The organism is Bacillus sp. FSL H8-0516 (assembly GCF_038635285.1).
In the GTDB taxonomy this organism is placed as follows: domain Bacteria; phylum Bacillota; class Bacilli; order Bacillales; family Bacillaceae; genus Bacillus; species Bacillus safensis.
In genome coordinates this window covers 436,312-456,541 of record NZ_CP152051.1, presented here as the reverse complement: position 1 = coordinate 456,541, position 20,230 = coordinate 436,312, and the positions used below count along the sequence as shown (strand labels likewise).

General features: G+C 43.3%; 17 protein-coding genes. 9 read left to right on the top strand and 8 right to left on the bottom strand.

All coding sequences use genetic code 11. The features are described 5' to 3' along the window. Window positions 1-195: 195 nt before the first annotated feature. From MHB67_RS02170 to MHB67_RS02155, 4 genes are all read right to left on the bottom strand, one after another. Window positions 196-1,944, bottom strand: a complete 1,749-nt coding sequence (locus MHB67_RS02170) for a methyl-accepting chemotaxis protein (protein WP_073203833.1) — start codon at window positions 1,942-1,944, stop codon at window positions 196-198. A gap of 99 nt (window positions 1,945-2,043) precedes the next feature. Continuing rightward, window positions 2,044-3,165: a mannitol-1-phosphate 5-dehydrogenase gene (locus MHB67_RS02165; RefSeq protein ID WP_342492758.1), complete on the bottom strand. Its 1,122-nt coding sequence runs from the start codon at window positions 3,163-3,165 to the stop codon at window positions 2,044-2,046. Window position 3,166: 1 nt separating this feature from the next. Continuing rightward, complete coding sequence (locus MHB67_RS02160; RefSeq protein ID WP_012008933.1) at window positions 3,167-3,601, bottom strand: PTS sugar transporter subunit IIA; 435 nt, start codon at window positions 3,599-3,601, stop codon at window positions 3,167-3,169. A 94-nt stretch (window positions 3,602-3,695) separates the two neighbouring features. Beyond that, window positions 3,696-5,138, bottom strand: a complete 1,443-nt coding sequence (locus MHB67_RS02155; RefSeq protein ID WP_044335505.1) for a PTS mannitol transporter subunit IICB — start codon at window positions 5,136-5,138, stop codon at window positions 3,696-3,698. Between the two features lie 507 nt (window positions 5,139-5,645). On the opposite strand from MHB67_RS02155, the gene MHB67_RS02150 reads away from it, so the two are divergent. The 3 genes from MHB67_RS02150 to MHB67_RS02140 all read left to right on the top strand — a co-directional run bounded on the left by MHB67_RS02150 (window position 5,646) and on the right by MHB67_RS02140 (window position 8,686). After that, entirely contained in the window at window positions 5,646-7,280 is a 1,635-nt protein-coding gene (locus tag MHB67_RS02150) for a copper resistance CopC/CopD family protein (RefSeq protein ID WP_342492757.1), read from the top strand. A 16-nt stretch (window positions 7,281-7,296) separates the two neighbouring features. After that, a complete protein-coding gene (locus MHB67_RS02145; RefSeq protein WP_024425541.1) occupies window positions 7,297-7,911 on the top strand; it encodes a DUF1775 domain-containing protein in 615 nt (204 codons plus the stop codon). A 178-nt stretch (window positions 7,912-8,089) separates the two neighbouring features. Further along, on the top strand, window positions 8,090-8,686 hold the full coding sequence (locus MHB67_RS02140) for an NAD(P)H-dependent oxidoreductase (protein ID WP_342492756.1): 597 nt from the start codon (window positions 8,090-8,092) through the stop codon (window positions 8,684-8,686). Window positions 8,687-8,730: 44 nt separating this feature from the next. Here MHB67_RS02140 and MHB67_RS02135 read toward each other — a convergent pair whose 3' ends face one another. From MHB67_RS02135 to gabT, 3 genes are read right to left on the bottom strand one after another with little or no spacing between them, the layout of a single operon-like run. Further along, window positions 8,731-10,125 carry an NAD-dependent succinate-semialdehyde dehydrogenase gene (locus tag MHB67_RS02135; protein WP_342492755.1) on the bottom strand — a complete coding sequence of 465 codons (1,395 nt, stop codon included), beginning with the start codon at window positions 10,123-10,125 and terminating at the stop codon, window positions 8,731-8,733. Further along, window positions 10,100-11,488, bottom strand: coding sequence for an APC family permease (locus MHB67_RS02130; protein WP_044335515.1), 1,389 nt, complete (start codon window positions 11,486-11,488; stop codon window positions 10,100-10,102). Before MHB67_RS02130 ends, MHB67_RS02135 begins: the two co-directional genes overlap by 26 nt. Window positions 11,489-11,509: 21 nt before the next feature. Next, a complete protein-coding gene (gabT, locus tag MHB67_RS02125) occupies window positions 11,510-12,826 on the bottom strand; it encodes a 4-aminobutyrate--2-oxoglutarate transaminase (protein WP_171463961.1) in 1,317 nt (438 codons plus the stop codon). 109 nt (window positions 12,827-12,935) lie between these two features. Between gabT and MHB67_RS02120 the strand changes: the two genes are divergently transcribed. Then, window positions 12,936-14,360, top strand: a complete 1,425-nt coding sequence (locus MHB67_RS02120; RefSeq protein ID WP_342492754.1) for a PLP-dependent aminotransferase family protein — start codon at window positions 12,936-12,938, stop codon at window positions 14,358-14,360. Window positions 14,361-14,391: 31 nt separating this feature from the next. Here the strand turns inward: MHB67_RS02120 and MHB67_RS02115 are convergent, their stop codons facing one another. Continuing rightward, a complete protein-coding gene (locus tag MHB67_RS02115) occupies window positions 14,392-14,703 on the bottom strand; it encodes a metalloregulator ArsR/SmtB family transcription factor (RefSeq protein WP_171463959.1) in 312 nt (103 codons plus the stop codon). A gap of 126 nt (window positions 14,704-14,829) precedes the next feature. Between MHB67_RS02115 and MHB67_RS02110 the strand changes: the two genes are divergently transcribed. The 5 genes from MHB67_RS02110 to MHB67_RS02090 all read left to right on the top strand — a co-directional run bounded on the left by MHB67_RS02110 (window position 14,830) and on the right by MHB67_RS02090 (window position 20,224). Next, window positions 14,830-15,204, top strand: coding sequence for a hypothetical protein (locus tag MHB67_RS02110; RefSeq protein ID WP_122631475.1), 375 nt, complete (start codon window positions 14,830-14,832; stop codon window positions 15,202-15,204). Between the two features lie 139 nt (window positions 15,205-15,343). Continuing rightward, on the top strand, window positions 15,344-16,210 hold the full coding sequence (locus MHB67_RS02105; protein WP_225315557.1) for a TetR/AcrR family transcriptional regulator: 867 nt from the start codon (window positions 15,344-15,346) through the stop codon (window positions 16,208-16,210). 16 nt (window positions 16,211-16,226) lie between these two features. Further along, window positions 16,227-17,663 (top strand): MDR family MFS transporter, encoded by a 1,437-nt coding sequence (locus MHB67_RS02100; protein ID WP_024425533.1) that lies wholly within the window; start codon window positions 16,227-16,229, stop codon window positions 17,661-17,663. Between the two features lie 174 nt (window positions 17,664-17,837). Beyond that, window positions 17,838-19,214 (top strand): aspartate kinase, encoded by a 1,377-nt coding sequence (locus tag MHB67_RS02095; RefSeq protein WP_024425532.1) that lies wholly within the window; start codon window positions 17,838-17,840, stop codon window positions 19,212-19,214. A 164-nt stretch (window positions 19,215-19,378) separates the two neighbouring features. Next, window positions 19,379-20,224 (top strand): GAF domain-containing protein, encoded by an 846-nt coding sequence (locus MHB67_RS02090; RefSeq protein WP_198457088.1) that lies wholly within the window; start codon window positions 19,379-19,381, stop codon window positions 20,222-20,224. The last annotated feature ends 6 nt before the right edge of the window (window positions 20,225-20,230 follow it).

Sequence of the window (20,230 nt, the reverse complement as noted above, 5' to 3'; positions counted from 1 at the left end):
CTAGTTTCTTCGTTTTGTAGACAGACTTCACCAATTTCTATCTATCCTAAAAGAAAACAGCAGTGGAGTATCCATAGCCACAAGGTAAGAACATCAATATCTTCTTTTTCATGACCGGAACACTCCTTTTGTTTGCGTGAGCAAGGTTTTGATTAACTTCATCGTACCTGACAAGTGATACATCGTCAAAATGATTTATAGACGATAACGTGCAATGTCCTGATTCAATCGCATGCTTAGTTCATTGAGCCTTTCTGCTGCTTTAGCCACATTAGAGATGGCTGTCACTTGTTCGTCTGTGGACGCAGTGATTTCTTCGATCGCCGCAGCATTTTCTTGAGAAACATGTGCTGCGCCGTGCATGGCTTTTGTGATGAGGTCGTTTTGCTCCAGCAGTGTATTCAGCTCTTTTGCCATCGCGTTTGTTTCAACGATGGTTTGTGAAATCAATGTAGAGATGGCATTGAATTCATGTTCTGTTGCATGCACCGCTTCATCCAGCTCGGCAAAACGATCCATTGTGCTCGACATGATGCCGGCTGTTGCCGTCGTTTCTTCTTTAATGCCTTGAATCATTTGCTGAATTTGAACGGCTGATTGTTTTGTCTGTTCAGCTAAATTCCGCACTTCACTCGCCACAACTGAGAAGCCTTTGCCATGCTCTCCTGCACGTGCTGCCTCAATACTTGCATTCAGCGCCAGTAAATTCGTCTCATTTGAAATGCTTTCAATCGTATCTGTGATTTGAGAAATATCCTGTACTTTTGTAGTTAACTGCTCGATTCCTGCTCTAATGCCTTGAGATGCCTGAATCGATTGTTCATTCGATTGTTTTAATTGCTGTACGATTTGCTGGCCCTGCTGTGATGATTGACTTGATTGGTCGGAAATCCGTTTAATGTGATCACTCTGTTCTTTGACATTCTCAATAGATTGATTAAACTGGGTCATTTGTTGATTGGCTACTTCAAGATCGGATGCTTGATGAAGTGTTCCAGTCGAAATGTCTCCAATGGCTCGTCCAATTTCTTCACTGCTGGCTGAGGTTTCTTCAGATATCGCCGATAAATCTGTCGCTGATTCAACAAGCTGACTGCTCGTTTCCTGTAAACCGCTCACCAGTGTTCTGAGCTCTCCTGACATATGGTTAAAGCCTTTTGCCAGCTGGCCGATTTCATCCGTTGTTTCCTTTAAGTTCGTGCGTTCAATATTCCCCGCTGCAATTTCCTTTGAAGCAGCAGTGACTTGCTTCAGCAGTCTGACTTTTCCTCGAGCAGCTAAATAAAAGACGCCTAGACTCAGAAGGGCGACACCTGCTGTAATGAGAATAATATAGAGCTTCATCTGCTCTAATTCTTTATAAAATTCGTCCTGGAAGACAGCGATACCTACACTCCAATTCCACGGTGTAAACTGGCTCATATAGGCGAGCTTTTCTTTTTCTTCGCCGGTTGCATCGTCCTTATCCATATAGGTCACATAGTGTGCATCCTCGCCTTTTGCATTGGCACCAGCGACCATTTTTTGACGATTGGTCGTGTTATCTGGAATGACGCCGATGTCGTTGACCGGATGGACCTGGGTTGAATAGTCAGTGCCATATGCGATCAGATAGCCTTTATTTTTATAGATAAAATCTGATTTTTGAGATTGGTATCCCTTCCCGTTGTCATTTTTGGGTCCGCTCAAGTAAAGCCGGGCTTGTTCTTGCGCCTGCTCAAGCGTCAGTTCTTTTTTCTCCACACGGTCATTCAACTGTTCAAGTGTGGCCATTGCTCCGCTGACGATGTGCTTTAAATCTGCTTTCCCTGCATCAATTAATACATGTTTCGCTAACAAATATCCCGTTGTTCCAACTAGTCCGCCTGTTAAAATCGTGATCACGATAATGGCAGACATTAATTGAAAAAAGACACTTCTTGACGCAAACGCTTTCTTTTTCATGTACAAATTCCCCCTTATTTTATATATCGTCAAGCAGGGAAAAGTATTAAAAAAGTCACAGAAAAAATCCCTTTCGCACGTTGGAAAGGGATTTTCTGATTAATGAGCTGCTTCTTTAAGAATGGCTTGATAAAGATCGTCTGCTGGCGAGAGTCCACATACCTCTTCCAGCACACCTTCAATGCCTTTTTCTTTTCGTAATGCCTGCAGACGAACAGCTTCTTCGTCTCCAGTAAAGTCGTAAGCCAAAGCTGCCACTATGCCTTTAATTAAATACTCTGGCTGTTTGATCTTTTTCGCTGGACCGATTAAACGATCATCTGCTCCAAGCTTTCTAAGCGGGGAACGTGCGACGCGCGTGACTTCATCAGAGATAAAGGCATTTTCAAATCGTTTGATGATTTTTTGGATATACGCATCATGTTCTTCTTTTTGAAAACCATATGTGTCGATTAAATAACTGCCCGTTTCGTGAAGTGCACCTTCGACCACTTGACGAATCTCTGGTGTATCGACGGCTTCTTTAATCGTTTGAACGCCCTTCTCGTACCCGACATAAGCAGCTAATGCATGTCCTGTGTTGACAGTAAAGAGCTTACGCTCAATATAAGGCGTCAAATCTTGTACAAAGGTCGCTCCATCGATCTGAGGAACGTCTCCAATAAAGCCTGTCTCATCAATGACCCACTCGAAAAATGGCTCGACTGATACTTTCAAAATGTCCTCATGGTGCTGAATGGGGACAATGCGGTCAACCGCAGCGTTTGGAAAACCAACTGTGTGTGACAGCGCTTCTTGTTCATCAGCTGTTAGGTGAGAGAAAACAGCTTCCTTTAAATGAGAGCTGCCGCCAATCATATTTTCACACGCCACAATGTTGATCATATGATCAGGCTTTTTCTGTTTTAAACCTTCGGCAATCGATGAAGCAATGATGTTCAAAACAGCTGGTCCAACAGCTGTTGTAATGAGGTCAGCTGTTGCAACTGCCTCTGTTAATGCGGCTGGATCTTTTGCGGAATTGATGGCTGACACAGGACCAACCATTTCTTGCTGCTGCCCTGGTGCTGCGAGTTCAACCGTGTATTCTCCTTTTTCATTCAGCTCGTTGATCACCGCTTCATTTACATCGGTAAAAACGAGCTCAAAGCCTGATGCTTTTAACAAAGATCCGATAAACCCTCTGCCAATATTTCCTGCTCCAAAATGAAGTGCCTTCATGTTAGTTCACCTCGTTAAAGATGGCGATCAGTTCATCCTGATCCTTTGCATGAATGATACGCTCTACGTTTTCTTCCTCTGAACAGACAATCGCAATTTGAGAAAGAATATCGAGATGTTCATTGTTTTTACCAGCGATACCAAAAACAACTTTAGCAATATTCCCCTCGCCATATTCAACGCCATCTGGAATTTGGATAATAGAAATTCCTGAATGAAGGACAGCCGCTTTCGCATCCTCTGTTCCATGAGGAATGGCAATTCCGTTGCCCATAAATGTAGAAGAAATGTTTTCTCTTTCAAACATTTTGTCCACATAATCACTTGTGACATAACCGTTTGCTACTAAGACTTCGCCTGCTTTTTTAATGGCTTCTTCTTTAGAGCCCGCTTGTTCGTTTAGAAAAATATTGTCTTTTGAAAGTACTTGTTTCATGAAAGATCACACACCTTTTTTAGAATAGAAATCAGAAAACAACCAAAACGGGGAGTTCAATTTGGAAAAATTGGACTCAACCCGTTTCGTCATGTTATTTTTTCAATTTCTCAATCAGCTCATCGTATTTCGGGCTGTTTAAGAAATTATCAACTGAGATATGGACAGCTCCTGGCAGTTTTGCCTTGGCTCTATCTGTTAAATCTTTATGAGTAAAGACCACATCGGCATCATCTGGGATGTTGCTGATGGATGTATTTGTCACATCAATATCAAGCTCTGCCTTTTTGACTTTATTCTTTAAGACGGATGCGCCCATCGCACTTGAGCCCATTCCTGCATCACAGGCAAAGATGATTTTGTTCACGTTATCTGGATTGATTTCATCTGGAGATGCTGCTTGCTCGCTTGCTTCAGCACCTTCTTTTTGTGCTGTAAGAGCTGCTGCTGCTGCACTTTTCTTACCCTTCATGTCTTGCATTTTTTCTGTTGCTGCTGTTAAGTCTTCGTCCACTTCTTTAGACGCTTTCAAAATGACAGAAGCGACAAGGAACGATACGACCGCTGCCACGACAACACCTGCTAGAACGGCAAGGTGACCGCCTTTTGGTGACATGAGCATAAGAGCAATAATACTTCCTGGTGACGGCACAGCCTTTAAGCCTGCATTTAACAGTGTAAAGGTCAGAACGCCGCTTGCTCCCCCAGCAATTACCGCTAAAATGAGCTTTGGCTTCATTAAGATGTATGGGAAGTAAATCTCATGAATTCCCCCTAAGAATTGAATGACAATCGCACCCGGTGCAGACTGCTTTGCCGTCCCTCTTCCAAAGAACATGTAAGCTAGAAGAACACCGAGACCTGGCCCTGGGTTTGTTTCAAGCAAGAACAGAACGGACTGGCCTGTCTTCGCCGCTTGCTCTACTCCTAATGGACCTAAAATCCCTTGGTTAATGGCATTGTTTAAGAACAATACTTTCGCTGGTTCAATGAAGATACTTGCCAGCGGAAGTAAATGTGCATTGACAATGATATCTACACCTGCCGCAAGGGCTTTATTCAAACCTAGTACCACTGGACCGATGGCGTAGAAAGCAATGGCGACTAAAATGGCACCTAGAATACCTGCACTAAAGTTATTAATCAGCATTTCAAAGCCTGATCTGATTCGGTCTTTGAACAGCTGGTCGATTTTCTTAATGAGATAACCGCCAAGTGGGCCCATGATCATTGCGCCTAGAAACATTGGGATGTCCGAACCGACAATAACCCCAATCGTAGCAGTTGCACCGAGTACCCCGCCTCGATGGTCATATACGAGCTTCCCGCCTGTGTAACCGATTAAGAGCGGCAGCAAGTAGTTGATCATTGGACCAACAAGTGTATTTAATTGTTCATTTGGAAAATAACCACTTGGAATGAACAATGCGGTGATGAGTCCCCAAGCGATAAACGCTCCAATATTCGGCATGATCATACCGCTTAAATAGCTTCCAAAGCGCTGTACTTTTACGCGAAATCCGCTTTTTTCCTGCATCTATAAAAACTCCTTTCTTCTTTCCCTTTATTTAGGGCTTTATAGGTCAAAAGATATAAGAACAAGATTCAGTGAAACCCTTATGCCTATCGTAAAACGCTTTCACTTTCTCTTCAATTGAAACTAAATATCACTTTGTCACATAGTGTGTGACAAAATTGAAAAATGATGTGACATCACCTTCAGATCCCAATACAAAAAGGGAGAAAAGGTTGATCTGCTGTTGTTTTGAAGCAAAATTCATGGGAATTTCACAACTTTCAAATGGTCTCTTCTTGTTTCCTCTTCTTAAATCGAATAGGCTTATAATTGATCAAACCTATTCAATTAAGAAATGTCTGCGCAGACATGACACAGGAAAAGTGAACCATCTTGCTGTTTGTTTCGTTTACCTTTTAGAGAGGGCGGTACAATAGGAAGAGCGGTTTTTTCTGTGACTCACAGTTTACTGCCGCTTTCTTTCTGATACATGAGACATTTTCATAGGTAGAAAGGCGGTTATTCACCTTGTTTAAAAATAGTAAGTGGCTTCTGCTTCTTATGGTCATGTTCGTTTTTTTCATTCCAAAGGAAGCATTTGCTCACGCATACGTCGTGAGCTCAAACCCGGCGGCAAATGAAGAGCTGGATCAGCAGCCTCCTTCAGTCTCGATCACATTTAGTGAAGGGATTGAAAGCGGATTTCATGCCATTAAGGTGCTAAATGCAAAAGGTGATCGTGTGGATAAAGGAGATACGGTCATTAAAGATCAAAAGATCATGGAAGCGGCTTTAAAAAAGAATTTACCAAAAGGAATTTACACCATCCAGTGGAATGCTGTATCAGCGGACGGACACTCTGTCTCTGGCATGATTCCGTTTAGTATTGGAAAAGCGGATGGCGGTTTTGACCAATTAGAGCAAGGTCAAACGAATGAATCCATTGATGTGGCCTCAACTATTGATAAAGCCTTTCTTTATACGTCATTCAGCTTATTCCTTGGGACCATTTTGTTTGGACTGCTTTGGTTTAAGACTGCGATTTCACCTGTATTGGCGAAACGAATGAAGCGGCTTTTGACCGTGTCATTGATGATGATGGGCGGAGCACTTGTGTTCCAACTGCCGATTCAGACAAAATCAGCGGCAGATGTGTCCTTTTGGGGGGCATTTCAGCCTTCGCTTTTACAAGAAACGATTGCGTCCACTTCTGGCGGTAGTCTGTGGATGATGCTTATGGCGTCATTTGTTCTTCTCACCATCTGGACGATTGTGGCGGTGAGAAAAGGGGATTTCTCTTCTTTTCGGGTTTGGCTGTTTCCACTGCTCCTCTTCACAGTGCTTCTTTGGCTGAAGGCACAAATCGGACATCCAGCCGCAACAGACAATAAAATACTCACAACATCACTTGATTTCATCCATCTCGTCTCTGCTTCGATTTGGGTCGGTGGTTTAACAGCCATTGTCCTTCTATTGATGAAGAAACTGCCAAATGAAGATCAGCCGCTCATTCGGAGTACGCTAGCAGCATTTCATCCTTGGGCACTGCTCTCTGTTGGACTCATTGTGTTTTCAGGATTTGTGAATGCCATCTTTATTTTGCAATCGTTTGACGCTCTTTTCCAATCAGCATACGGACGCACCTTTTTAATCAAGCTTGGTTTATTTATCATCATGGGCCTTCTTGGGCTTATGCATTACTTGATGCTGAGATGGGAAAAGAAGCAGAAACGCAGCATTTCCTTACGAGCCGAATGGATGATCGGGATCGCCATTTTGTTATTAACAGCTGTCTTTACCAATATTCCGAGCCCTCCTCCGCCTGCACCTGAGCCTTTCTTTGGTGCAAATCAGGTCGAGCATCGTGATATTGTGTCCTTGAGCATTACCCCGAATGCCCCGGGGAAAAACTCATTCGAAGTGGCATTTACAAAGAAGAATGGCGAAACGATCACTGATATTCAATCTGTAACAGCCAAGATCCATAAGGTGGCTTTATTCGGTGATGAGACACCGAGTGAATTTCAGCTGAAACGATTAAAAAATGGTCATTTCTCTGCTGAAAATCTCTTATTAAATGAAAAAGGCACATGGAAAATTGAAATCCATGCGTTAACTGGTTCTTTTAAGAATATCGATACCACATTTATTAGAAGAAACTAAAAGGAGTTCATCACATATGAAAAAATACGTTAAAGCTTTATTACCAATGCTTCTCGCTTCATTTTTATTAGCGATTCCTGTGAGTGCGCACGTAACAGTCAAGCCTGATACATCTGCGACAAATGCTTGGGAGACCTATACATTAAAGGTTCCTTCTGAGAGTGACAGCCCGACGACAAAGGTTGTCTTGTCAATACCTAAAGGCGTAGAATTCCAGCAATATGAGCCAGTACCTGGCTGGAAAACGTCAACTGAAGAGAAAGATGGCAAGGTAACAAGAGTGACTTGGGAAGCAACAGGTAAAGGTGTGCTTGCTGGACAATTCCAGCAATTCGTTTTTGTAGCGAAAAACCCTGAAAAAGCTGGTGAAGCTGCATGGGATGCATATCAATATTATAAGGATGGAACGGTCGTTGAATGGACTGGCGATAAAGATGCTGATAAACCTCATTCCATCACAAACATTGTGGCATCTAATACCGTAACGGATTCACATGGTCAGGAAAAACCAAAAGAAGAGAAGGCCTCTGAAACAGCCTCTGCTTCTTCCTCACCACTTGTCCTTGGTCTGTCCATTGCTGCTCTAGTCGTGGCACTGATTGCACTTGGACTTGCTTTTAGAAAAAAATAAAAGCTGTATGAGCGATCGTTTTCTAGGAAACGATCGCTTTTTCTTGCACCACAGACTGTTTACTTTTATTAGAAATCAATTATTTTCCATTTTCCCAACTTGTTATTACCAATATAGGATTGAATAGGATAAAGCCGCGTGACATAATGAGACAGATGACCACATAGGAGGCTATGAGATGAACCATGTAATTATATTTGCTCATCCCCAGCAAAGCTTAAATCAAACCTTATTAGATCTTGTTGTGAGCACTCTATTGAACAATGGTCATAAAGTGACTGTTCGTGATGTCTATGCCCTAGGTTTTCCGCCAGAGCTCACCTTTGCAGAAAAGGCTGCCATCAAATGCGGTGATGTCCCAATCGCTATTCAAAGAGAGCAGACGCTGATTCAGCAAGCGGATGTGCTGACGTTTATTTTTCCAATATGGTGGACAGGCTTGCCGGCCATGCTAAAAGGATATGTAGAGCGCGTGTTTTCTGAAGGTTTTGCTTATGAGGTCAGTGAGGATGGAGAGATTGAAAATTTGCTTCGGCACAAAAAAGGTGTCATTATCAACACCCACGATGCACCGAGGACTTTTCTTGATTCCAATAAGGTCTTCAGCTCCTCTCATCACATGACAACCGATACTGAAGTCTTCAATTTTATTGGCGTTCAGCCTGTCGAACGGCTTTTGTTCAGCAGCATGGAGCAGGCACCTGCAGATTACATACATGAAATTTTGAAAGAAACGAAAGAAACGGTGGATCAGCTTTTTCCGCCGGCTGTTTAACATAAAAAAGACTGCCGAGATTCCTCTGACAGTCTTTTTCACGTTTATTCGTCTAAACCAATGGATACATATTTTGTTTCTAAATAAGGTTCGATTCCTTCGATGCCGCCTTCTCGGCCAATTCCGCTCTCTTTCATACCGCCAAAAGGTGCTTGAACAGCCGATGGACCGCCATCATTCCAGCCAATAATCCCATAATCGAGATGTTCTGAAATGTAGAGTCCGTTCCGATAATTTTCTGTAAAGAAATAAGCTGCAAGGCCAAAAGGTGTATCGTTGGCTAATTCAATTGCCTCGTCTAACGTTTTGAATGTCGTAATTGGTGCCACTGGACCAAATGTCTCTTCATGCATGATGTTCATCGAAGGATCCACATGTGTAAGAACCGTTGGCTGGACAAAATAATATGATTTGTCATCGTCGAAATGCGTATCGCCGCCGACAAGAACTTTCGCCCCTTTATCCACAGCATCTTGAATTTGGCCGACAATTTTATCAAAGCCGCGCTTGTTGATAATTGGACCGATAGATGTGCCTTCTTCAAAGCCATTGCCTACTTTCAGCTTTTCTACTTCTTTGCTGAAGCTTTGCGCAAATGCTTCATGAATGTCTTCATGCACAATTAAGCGGTTGGCACAGACACAGGTTTGTCCTGCATTCCGGAACTTAGATGCCACTGCCTGTTTGACAGCTAGTTCAAGATTCGCATCCTTGTCTACGATGAGCGGAGCATGACCGCCAAGCTCCATTGATACGTGTTTGACTGTGCTGGCACTGTTTTTGATCAAATGCTTTCCGACGGGCGTTGAGCCTGTAAACGTGATTTTTCGAATCAATGGACTATCTGTGAAGATTTCACCCACTTCTTTGCCGTCTCCCACAACCCATTGCAGTACATCCTTTGGAATGCCAGCTTCATGACCTAATTTTACTAGTTCAATGGCTGTCAGCGGTGTGTCTTCAGCAGGTTTTACAATAAACGTACAGCCTGCTGCAAGCGCAGGAGCTGCCTTTCTCGTAATCATCGCCGCAGGGAAATTCCACGGAGTAATGGCAGCAACAGGACCAACTGGCTGTTTTGTGACGAAAAGGCGTTTGCTTGTCGTATGTGACGGGATGGTTCTGCCGTAGATTCGCTTTGCTTCTTCTGCGTACCATTCAATATAACCAGCCGCATAGACGATTTCTCCTAATGCTTCTTGATACGGCTTTCCGTTTTCTTCTGTGATGATTTTCGCAAGCCTTTCTTTATGCTCAATCATCAGATCAAACCACTTACGAATGATATTGGCACGTTCATGCGCTGACGTTTTTGCCCATGATTTGAATGCTTTGTGTGAACGAGAAATTGCGTCTTCGATCTGTTCTTTTGTATGCTGAGCAACTGAAGCAATTTCTTCTCCTGTTGCAGGATTATATACTTTGAGTTCGTTTGTCATGCTCTACCGTCTCCTTCGTTCTTGGATTCATTACATATAGTATATACCCAATGAGTACCCAACCTAAAAGCAATATCCATTCAGCTGGCCACGATAAGGAAGCCGGCATTCCTGGAAAGTAAAATGAAAGGAAAAGAAGACTCAGTCCGATGGCTAAAACACCTGTCGTCCGCCAATATTTAATGCTGTATGGACGCTCCAGCTCAGGTTCTGTTTTGCGAAGTCTCATAAAGGCAATGGACACGATTAAGTACCCGACGATGATTCCGACACCGCCTGCATTGACAATCCATACAAGGGCAGGACGCCCTAATAATGGAGCGAAAAAAGCTAAAGCTCCAAGAAATAAAATGGCATTTGTCGGTGTTTTATACTTTGGATGAATATACGCAAACCATTTGGAAATCATACCTCTTTCCGCCATAGCATATAGAATACGGCTTGCACCGATAATAAAAGCATTCCAGCTCGTCACAATTCCTGCTACACCGCCAATAACCAGCACTGTTCCAAACGCTTGATGACCGAGAAGCTGTACCATCGCATCTGCTGTTGCTAATGAAGAAGCTTCGAGCTGTCCTTTTGACAGCCCAGCTGCTACCCCAAAGACAATAAGCAGATAAAAAATGACCGCGCTCACGATGGAGATAATCAAGATTCTCCCAATGATTTTTTTTGGTGCGTTAATCTCCGCCGCTACTTGCGGAATGACATCAAACCCAACGAATAAAAAGGGAATCATGACTAACACCGCCATAAGACCGCCAACCCCGCCTTGAAACATCGGCTCAAGGTTTGCAAAATCTCCATTAAATGTTGCGCCGCCTAAAAGGAGAAAACCTGTCAGAATAATCGCCACTGTGAACACGGATTGAAAAATGGCAGCAGGCTTCGCTCCAATGTAATTCAGCGCTGTTAAAAACAATGCCCCGCCAGATCCAATCAATACCCATGTGAAATAAACGTCCCATCCTCCTATATTCCATAAAAAGCCAGCATGCTGTGTTGGAATCACATAATCAATGACGGTCGGCAAGGCGACTGCTTCAAACGTAATCACAGACACATAACCAAATAATACGCCCCATGCTGAGACGAACGCTGCTTTCATCCCAAATGCCCGCTGGACAAAAACAAGCCCTCCGCCTGTCTCTGGAATCGCAGACGAAAGCTCAGCATACGTAAGTCCAATAAAGATGACGAGAATACCGCCTATAACGAAAGCAATCACACTGCCTAAAAATCCAGCTGTTAAAATCCAATCTCCCGAAAGTACAACCCAGCCCCAGCCAAGCATTGCACCAATGGACAAAAACAGCACGTCAGACTGCGACATCGTTTTTGCCATTTGTTGTTTTTGCATACAACCATCCCCCTTTGTTGTTTAGCGTGCTTTGAAGGCGTCCTCGATAATCCCTAGTCCTTCGTGAAGCAGCTCATCTGTGATGACAAGTGGTGTTAAGAAGCGAATGATATTCCCATTAATCCCTGCCGTTAAAAGAAGCAGCCCGTGCTCATTTGAATATGCTGCAATCGCTGCGGCTGTTTTCTTATCCGGTGTACGCGTTGTTTGATCTTCCACAATTTCAATTGCCGCCATTGCCCCTAACCGGCGGACTTCCCCAATGAATGGATACGCCTGTCTCCATTCATTTGCTTTGTCCTCAATGACTTGCCCAATATGTTCAGATCGTTGATTCAGTTGTTCTGTTTCAATGATATCAAGGACAGCCAGTGCAGCTACACAGCCTAACGGACTTCCTGCATATGTTCCCCCAAGCTCCCCTGGATCTGCCGCATCAAGCAGTTCTTTTCTGCCGACGACACCGCTTAGCGGCAGCCCCGCAGCAAGAGATTTTGATACGGTGATTAAGTCCGGCACCACATCAAAGTGCTCAATCGCAAAGTATTTCCCTGTTCTCGCAAAACCGGTTTGGATTTCATCTGCAACAAAGACAATCCCGTGCTGCTGACAGAATGAAGCGACATGCTGAACGAAACGCTTCGATGGCACAATGAATCCGCCCTCCCCTTGGACTGGTTCCATGACCACACAAGCAACGGTTTCTGGTGCAACGGCTGCGACGAAGAATTGATTAAATTGATCAATGATGTACTCGTCGTACGCTGCATCGCTTAATCCTTCAGGCTTTTGATAGTAATAAGGGTACGGTGCTTGGTACACCTCAGATGCGAATGGCCCGAAGCCAAATTTATATGGCTTGACCTTGCTCGTCATGCTCATTGTCATATTCGTTCTGCCGTGAAAACCTCTTGTAAACGACACAACAGCCTGTCTTTTCGTATATTTACGTGCAATTTTCACCGCATTTTCAACAGCTTCTGCACCTGAATTAAGAAAAATGGCTTTCTTGTCATGGTCCCCTGGTGTGAGATGGCACAGCTTCTCTGCCAATTCGATATATGATTCGTACATCATCACGTTGAATCCTGGGTGAATCAGGCTATCTGCCTGTGCTTTGACCGCTTCCACGACCTTTGGATGTGAATGTCCTACGTTTAATGTGCCAATGGCGCCTGCAAAATCGATAAATCGTTTCCCATCAATATCGAACAGCTCGGCTCCTTTCCCCTTCGCTGCAAGATGACGGTTGCCATTACTCACGCCTCTTGCGACGTATTGGTCTCTTTTCCCCTGCCATTCTTCGGTTGAAAAACGGTTTGTTGTCGTTTGACTCATTGTCATCCATCCCCTTTATATCCTTTTTTATTATTCTGAATATTTTTTGGTATGATAGAAAGTACCAATATCATTTTTTTCATGGTACCAGAGAGGGTGGAATGGTGAGATGCTGACAATTCAACTAGACCAAACAGGACAAAACGGATATATTTATCATCAAATTTATATGAAAATTAAAGAAGAAATCTTAAATCGCAACCTGCAGCCGCATGATCAATTACCATCTAAACGAGAGTTAGCCGAAACATTAAACGTTAGCGTTAATTCAGTGAATGGCGCCTATCAGCAGCTGCTTGCTGAGGGATATTTATATTCGGTTGAACGCAAAGGTTTTTTCGTGGAATCACTAGAAACATTTCATGAATCTGGTCAGCTGAAACCCTCTTCTCTTCCTGTAGATTTAAAGGAAGAACCGATTGCACGAGACGACTGGTATTCCTTTTCACATATCTCCGTCGATACAGCGAACTTTCCATTTAAAAGCTGGCTGAAAAGTGAACAAAAGGCGATCCATCTCCACCAAGAAGCCTTCGGTGAGCTTCCGCATCCACAAGGTGTGTATGAACTGCGGGAAACGATTGCCCGGTTGATCGGACTTGCACGAGGGGTCAAATGCTATCCAGAACAGCTCATTTTAAGTGCAGGCACACAGTCACTGATCCATTCGTTATCAAGCATTCTTCCGGCCGATCAAATATATGGGTTAGAAAACCCTGGCTACCGCCGGCTCTATCAAATGCTGAAAAACAATCATCACCAAATTGAAACGATTGGCATTGACCAAAAAGGTGTGCGGATGAGCGACATTCATAAGAAACAGCCAAATGTGTTGATCATTACCCCTTCACATCAATTTCCAACAGGGGTGATTATGCCGATTTCCCGGCGTATTCAGCTGTTAAACTGGGCAGCCGATCAGCCAGACCGTTATATCATTGAGGATGATTATGACAGTGAATTTAAATATGGCACAGACAGCATTCCGGCGCTGCAAAGTCTTGACCGATATGACAAAGTCATTTATATGGGCACCTTTTCAAAATCATTGCTGCCCGGCTTGAGGCTAAGCTATATGGTGCTGCCTCAGCATTTATTGAGACGCTATAAGGAGGAACAGCATTTTTTCATTCAAACAGCTAATCTTTTTACACAATACACCCTTCTTCATTTTATAAAAGATGGGGCGTATCAACGGCATATTAAAAGAATGAATGGTTTATATGAGGAAAAACGGAAGCAGCTCATTGAAGAGCTCAATACGGTTTTTACTGACAATGTGCGGATTATTGGAGAAAATGCCGGTCTTCATTTTATTGCAGAGTTCCGCTCAAATCGGACGCAGCATGAGATTTTACAGCGAGCGAAAGAAAGAAAGCTGAAAATGTACGGAATGGATCGTTTTACCCTTGATGAGCAATTGCCGGGGCATCAGCCAGGCTTTGTCCCGCTCGTCCTCGGCTTCTCACATATGAAGCAAGAGGATATTCAGCCGGCAGTGAAACGGCTGTATGACGCCATTTTTGGGAAATAAAACAGCCAGCTGCTCTTCATAGACAGCTGGCTTACCACCGTTCTTTATCTACAGCTAGAATCGATGACATGAGTCCAGGAAAAGCAGTCTCGATGTCTTCTTTTCTTAAAGAATAGTAACGGTGCTTCCCGTCAATTCTCACTTTCACGATGCCTGCCTCCCTCAACACTTTGAAGTGATGGGAAAGCGTAGATTTGGCAATATTCATCTCATACGTGCCGCATGTCCTCTCCCCCGCCTCTGCTAAGCAGCGGACAATTTCTAACCGGATTGGATCAGCCAATGCGTGCAGCACAGAAATCAATCTCATATCTTCTTGGTTTGGATGGTTTGGATTCGTCATACAATAAATGTATCGTATTTTGTGCCAACATACAATCTCATTCACCTGGAGCTGACTAGTCAAGTAACGATATGACTTCACAAACGTCCATTATTCATGAGACTGTCTGAAGGGAAGGAACCCGTTTTGAAACATAATATATGGATTAGTTTATTGATGATGATTCTCGCGATCTTCCTCTGCGCCTGCCAGTCCGTCCAATATTCTCAGTCAAAACCACCTAGTGCGGAAGAGTTATTAGCTATCGATCAGCAGGCAGATTTATTTCAATGGGAAGGAACGGTCTATGAAACAAATGTAGATTGGACGACATCCTTACACGTCACAAAACATCAGCAAGTAGGTGTCATTCAGAAAACAGCCGCCAAAAATTTTGAACATGGTACAGCTTCTAGGCTGCAAAAAGGGACCGCTATTTACTCTGTGAAGGAGAGAGAAGACATGTTGGTCGTCGAACTTCACGGCAAAACAAAAATATATACCGCACATGCGGAAGGGTAAAATACCTGTCATGCAGACGGGTATTTTTTTAAGTTCATTTTCTTGTCATGGGTCATTGGTTTTGTTATCATAGCAAAAGTGACCACTCGGTTTCCATTGTGACCATATGGTTTTGCCGATTCGGAAAGGACTTATGAAGATGAACGAAAAGCAAGAAGAGATTTTGCGGGTTTCAAAGAAATTATTTTCTCAAAAAGGCTATATGAGTGTCTCCATGCAGTCAATTGCCGATGCCTGTAAAATATCAAAAGCGTCTATTTATAAACTGTTTGATTCAAAGGAAGCTCTTCTACTAGAACTGATTAAATACAATCAGCGCAAAATGAGAGAGATTTCCCGCATCATTCATTCAGAAACGACGCTGTCCAAAAAGGAAAAATTCACAAAGAAGATCAAGCTTGAGCTTGAAGAGTTTAAAGAGAATCATAAATTTTTGAACATGCTGTCCTTTGAAGCTTTTTCTCAGCATTCGCCTATTGTCATTAAACACTTACGCGAGACACGCTCCATTATCATGCAGCGGCACAAAGACATTATTTTGAGCACCTATGGTGAATCTGTCGCTCCTTATGTCTGGGATCTTGTGATTGTTCTCAATGGATTAATGAGAGAATTCATCTTAATGCTGGCGATTGAGCACAAGAACATCAAATTAGAAAATGCTGCTGAGATGATTATCGGTGTGATGGACCGTGTATCGAAAAAGCCTTGCTCAATTGAGCCTGTGTTAACAGATCAGCTCATGGACTCTTATTTGTTTTCCTCACAGGACGGATATGATGAAGAAAAACTTGTCATCTCGTACTTAACGAAGATCAAACAAGAGCTTCACGCACTGTCAAACGGAGAAGAAAAAGACGATCTCCTCTCTGCTTATGAGCTGCTCAATCAAGAATTATCAAAGGATGAACCGAGAACCTTTTTAGTCAGCTCACTGCTCGATTATTTAGGCAAAAACAGCGTTTTATCACAAAACGTGTCACAGCTGAAAAACATCATTTTATAGATAAAGAAGGGATAACATGAACCAATCAACTACATCGTATAATCGATCTGTGATTGTTGGGATTTTCCTCGTTGGGGCATTCGTTGCGATTTTAAACCAAACGCTTCTCATTCCAGCGATCCCGCATATCATGGAAGATTTCAATATTGAGGTCAGCAAAGGACAGTGGCTTACAACAGCCTTTATGCTGACAAACGGGATTCTCATCCCCATTACGGCTTTCCTCATTGAGAAATTTTCAAGCCGTTCTTTAGTTTTAACGGCACTTAGCATCTTTACAGCCGGTACAATTCTTGCTTCATTTGCAACGAATTTCCCGGTGTTACTTGCAGCGCGTATCGTACAGGCAGCCGGTGCAGGGATTTTAATGCCGCTGATGCAAACGATCTTTTTAACCATTTTCCCGAAAGAAAAACGCGGGCAGGCAATGGGCATGGTCGGACTTGTGATCTCGTTCGCACCTGCGCTTGGGCCAACACTTGGCGGCTGGATTGTTGATTCCTTCAGCTGGAAGTTCTTGTTCTATATTGTTCTGCCAATCGGTATCATTGATCTCATTCTTGCTTTCTTCTTAATGAAAAATGTGACGCAGCAAAGAGAAACACGTATTGATGTTTTATCTGTCATCTTGTCGTCGTTCGGTTTCGGCGGGCTGCTTTACGGATTTTCTAGTGTCGGCACGTATGGATGGACGAGTGCGACTGTTCTCATTTCGCTGATTGTCGGCGCCGTGAGCTTGTTCTTCTTTATCCTGCGCCAGTCGAACTTAACAAGACCGATGCTGGAGTTTGGCGTATTTAAATTTGCGATCTTTAGCTTAACAACCTTCCTCGGCATGCTTGTCTTTGCTTTATTAATTGGGACAGAGACGATTCTGCCGCTTTATACGCAGAATGTCAGAGGACTGTCTGCACTTGATACAGGGCTTATCTTATTGCCAGGTGCTCTCTTCATGGGACTCCTGTCACCGATTATTGGACGGATTTTTGATAAAGTCGGCGGAAAAGGGCTGGCATTAGGCGGATTTACGATACTCACCGTTACCACCCTGCCATTTATGCTGCTCACCCTTGATTCATCGATCGCCCTCATTACGGTCGCCTACACGCTTCGGTTAATCGGGGTTGGGATGATCATGATGCCGCTGACAACCGCAGGTATTAACTCTTTACCGCCTCATTTGATCCCTCATGGGACAGCGATGAATAACACGATGAGACAAATAGGCGGTTCCATTGGAACGGCTGTGCTTGTTTCCATCATGAGCAGCTCTGCTGCAAATGCAGAATTGGCCAATCCATTAAAATCGGCCGTTCATGGAATGAATACGTCATTCTTCATTTCTGGTCTGATTGCGGTCATTGGACTCGTCCTCTCCTTTTTCTTAAAGGAAAAAAAACGTGAGAATAAAGTGATGAAGCAGGAGCTATCTTCCTCCTCGTCTTCTTCATAAGAAAAAGAGCTCGGCATATGGCCGGCTCTTTTTTCATATACTCATACAATATCGTCCTCTCTGTAAACACATTTGTATTTCTAGTGAAGAAAAACCTTGATAATTTAAAGAAAAGAGTTGATAATAGGAACTATTCAATTTGTGAGAAAATTTTTACTATAGGAGATGTATGCATTGAAGGTCGTTAAATTTGGTGGCAGTTCACTTGCATCTGGCAAGCAGCTGCAAAAGGTATTTGACATTGTAACAGCAGATCCAGCTCGAAAAGCAGTCGTTGTTTCCGCACCAGGAAAACGGCATTCAACGGATACAAAGGTCACCGATCTATTAATTAGCTGCGGTGAACAATATTTACGTTTAGGCGAAGCACATGATTTAAAGGAAGCAGTCATTGAGAGGTATGCCTCAATAGCGGATGAACTCGGATTAGGTCAAGACATTATCGATACCATCAGGCAAGATTTAGACACATTATTACAGGCTGATTCATCCCGCCCTGAGTGCTATCTTGATGCCATTAAAGCAAGCGGTGAAGACAATAACGCTAAGCTCATTGCCGCCTATTTCCGCCACCAAGGTGTGGAAGCTCATTATGTGAATCCAAAGGAAGCTGGTTTGTTTGTGAGCGATGAGCCTGGCCAAGCACAAGTTCTGCCGGAGTCTTATGATCATTTGTACAAATTAAGAGAGCGCTCTGGCATTATTATATTCCCTGGCTTTTTTGGCTTTAGTCTCGCAGGAGACATCGTCACCTTTTCGCGAAGCGGCTCCGATATTACCGGCTCCATTTTGGCGAACGGTTTGAAGGCAGATGTATATGAAAACTTTACAGATGTCGATGCTGTCTATGCCGTCAATCCAACGATCGTTCATGAACCAAAAGAGATTACAGAGCTGACATACCGGGAAATGCGCGAGCTGTCCTATGCTGGTTTTTCTGTGTTCCATGATGAAGCACTTATTCCAGCCTTCCGTGCAGGCATTCCGGTTCAGATTAAAAACACCAACAACCCGTCAGCAAAAGGGACAAAAATCGTAAATCAGCGGGACCATACAAATGGACCTGTTGTTGGAATCGCCTCAGACAATGGATTTTGCAGTATTTACATTAGTAAATATTTGATGAACAGAGAAGTCGGTTTTGGACGAAAGGTGCTGCAAACACTAGAAGAGTATGGGCTTACGTATGAGCATGTTCCTTCTGGCATTGATGATATGACCATTATTTTACGTCAGGATCAGCTGGAGGAGCAGCATATTGAAGAGGAGCTGCTAGACCGCTTGAAGGTCGTGCTTGATGCAGATGAGGTCGTTTTAGAGCGAAATCTCTCGCTGATTATGGTTGTAGGAGAAGCGATGCGTCATAATGTTGGCACAACAGCAAGAGCGGCAAAGGCGCTGTCAAAAGCGAAGGTCAATATTGAAATGATCAATCAAGGCTCTTCAGAGGTCAGCATGATGTTTGGCGTCAAAGCGGCTCAAGAAAAAGAAGCTGTTCAAGCCTTGTATGAGGAATTTTTCTCTATGTCTACTGTCCCTGTCTCTCTTTAATCAGAAGGCTGCCAGATCTTTGGATCGGCAGTCTTTTTTCATCTCGACGATCAGAGTGTTTTTGCGCATTAAAGTGTATCTATTTCTTGTTTGATTTTGTATGATAGAGACAAATCAACTATCTGTTCCGGCCTATGTTCGGAGCTACAAGGAGTCCTAAAACAATGCCTCGTCAACAACTATTAAAACAGTTTCGCAATTTTCATGATGCTTCTACTAGTATTTTAAACATGATGAGTCAATTCATTGGTGTGAATACACTGTTTATCGCTAAAAATGATCAAAACACCAATCAAATTGTAAAGGTGCTAAATCATGACGAGCAGCTTCTTGAAGAAGGAGAAGAACTTCCTTACGAAAAGACATTTTGCAAGCTTGCGGTCGATCATCGGGATACACTTGTGATTCCTGACATTTCGAAGGATGACCGTTTTAAATACTTAGAGGTTACGAAAAATCTTCAAGGCGGCTCGTTTATTGGAGTTCCCATTGATTTCACCGATGGGACGAACTACGGAACGATTTGCGGACTTGATTTGAGGCCGAAGCAGTTCACAGAAGAGCATGTGTATATGTTTGAAACGATGGCTTCATTATTAAGCTATGTCCTCGAACTAGACCGTGCCAACCGGCAAATTCGGCAATTGTCTGTACCGATCGTACCAGTTGTTGACGGTGTCGCCGTGCTTCCCCTGCTTGGTGATATCGAAGAGACACGTGCTCAGCATATTTTAGAAACCATTTTACAGGAAAGCTACAGGCTGTCGCTCTCTCATTTGGTCATTGATGTATCGGGAACAAAAAGCCTGAATGAACAAAGCATTCAATATTTGGTCAGCTACGCACAAACGCTGAGACTTTTAGGAATTTCGGCAGTTTTAACAGGTATTAAGCAAGACCTTGCTTTAAGTGCGATTCAATCCAATATATCGTTTAAAGACATCACCATCCGGAAAGACTTGCCGCAGGCACTTGCTCATATTGGATTGACGTTTACTAAAAATGAATAAGTGGTG

Coding starts and splice junctions, on each gene's coding strand:
- MHB67_RS02170 (WP_073203833.1), bottom strand. CDS start 1,944: ATGAAAAAGAAAGCGTTTGCGTCAAGAAGTGTCTTTTTTCAATTAATG.
- MHB67_RS02165 (WP_342492758.1), bottom strand. CDS start 3,165: ATGAAGGCACTTCATTTTGGAGCAGGAAATATTGGCAGAGGGTTTATC.
- MHB67_RS02160 (WP_012008933.1), bottom strand. CDS start 3,601: ATGAAACAAGTACTTTCAAAAGACAATATTTTTCTAAACGAACAAGCG.
- MHB67_RS02155 (WP_044335505.1), bottom strand. CDS start 5,138: ATGCAGGAAAAAAGCGGATTTCGCGTAAAAGTACAGCGCTTTGGAAGC.
- MHB67_RS02145 (WP_024425541.1), top strand. CDS start 7,297: ATGAAAAAATACGTTAAAGCTTTATTACCAATGCTTCTCGCTTCATTT.
- MHB67_RS02140 (WP_342492756.1), top strand. CDS start 8,090: ATGAACCATGTAATTATATTTGCTCATCCCCAGCAAAGCTTAAATCAA.
- MHB67_RS02135 (WP_342492755.1), bottom strand. CDS start 10,125: ATGACAAACGAACTCAAAGTATATAATCCTGCAACAGGAGAAGAAATT.
- MHB67_RS02130 (WP_044335515.1), bottom strand. CDS start 11,488: ATGCAAAAACAACAAATGGCAAAAACGATGTCGCAGTCTGACGTGCTG.
- gabT (WP_171463961.1), bottom strand. CDS start 12,826: ATGAGTCAAACGACAACAAACCGTTTTTCAACCGAAGAATGGCAGGGG.
- MHB67_RS02120 (WP_342492754.1), top strand. CDS start 12,936: ATGCTGACAATTCAACTAGACCAAACAGGACAAAACGGATATATTTAT.
- MHB67_RS02115 (WP_171463959.1), bottom strand. CDS start 14,703: ATGACGAATCCAAACCATCCAAACCAAGAAGATATGAGATTGATTTCT.
- MHB67_RS02105 (WP_225315557.1), top strand. CDS start 15,344: ATGAACGAAAAGCAAGAAGAGATTTTGCGGGTTTCAAAGAAATTATTT.
- MHB67_RS02100 (WP_024425533.1), top strand. CDS start 16,227: ATGAACCAATCAACTACATCGTATAATCGATCTGTGATTGTTGGGATT.
- MHB67_RS02090 (WP_198457088.1), top strand. CDS start 19,379: ATGCCTCGTCAACAACTATTAAAACAGTTTCGCAATTTTCATGATGCT.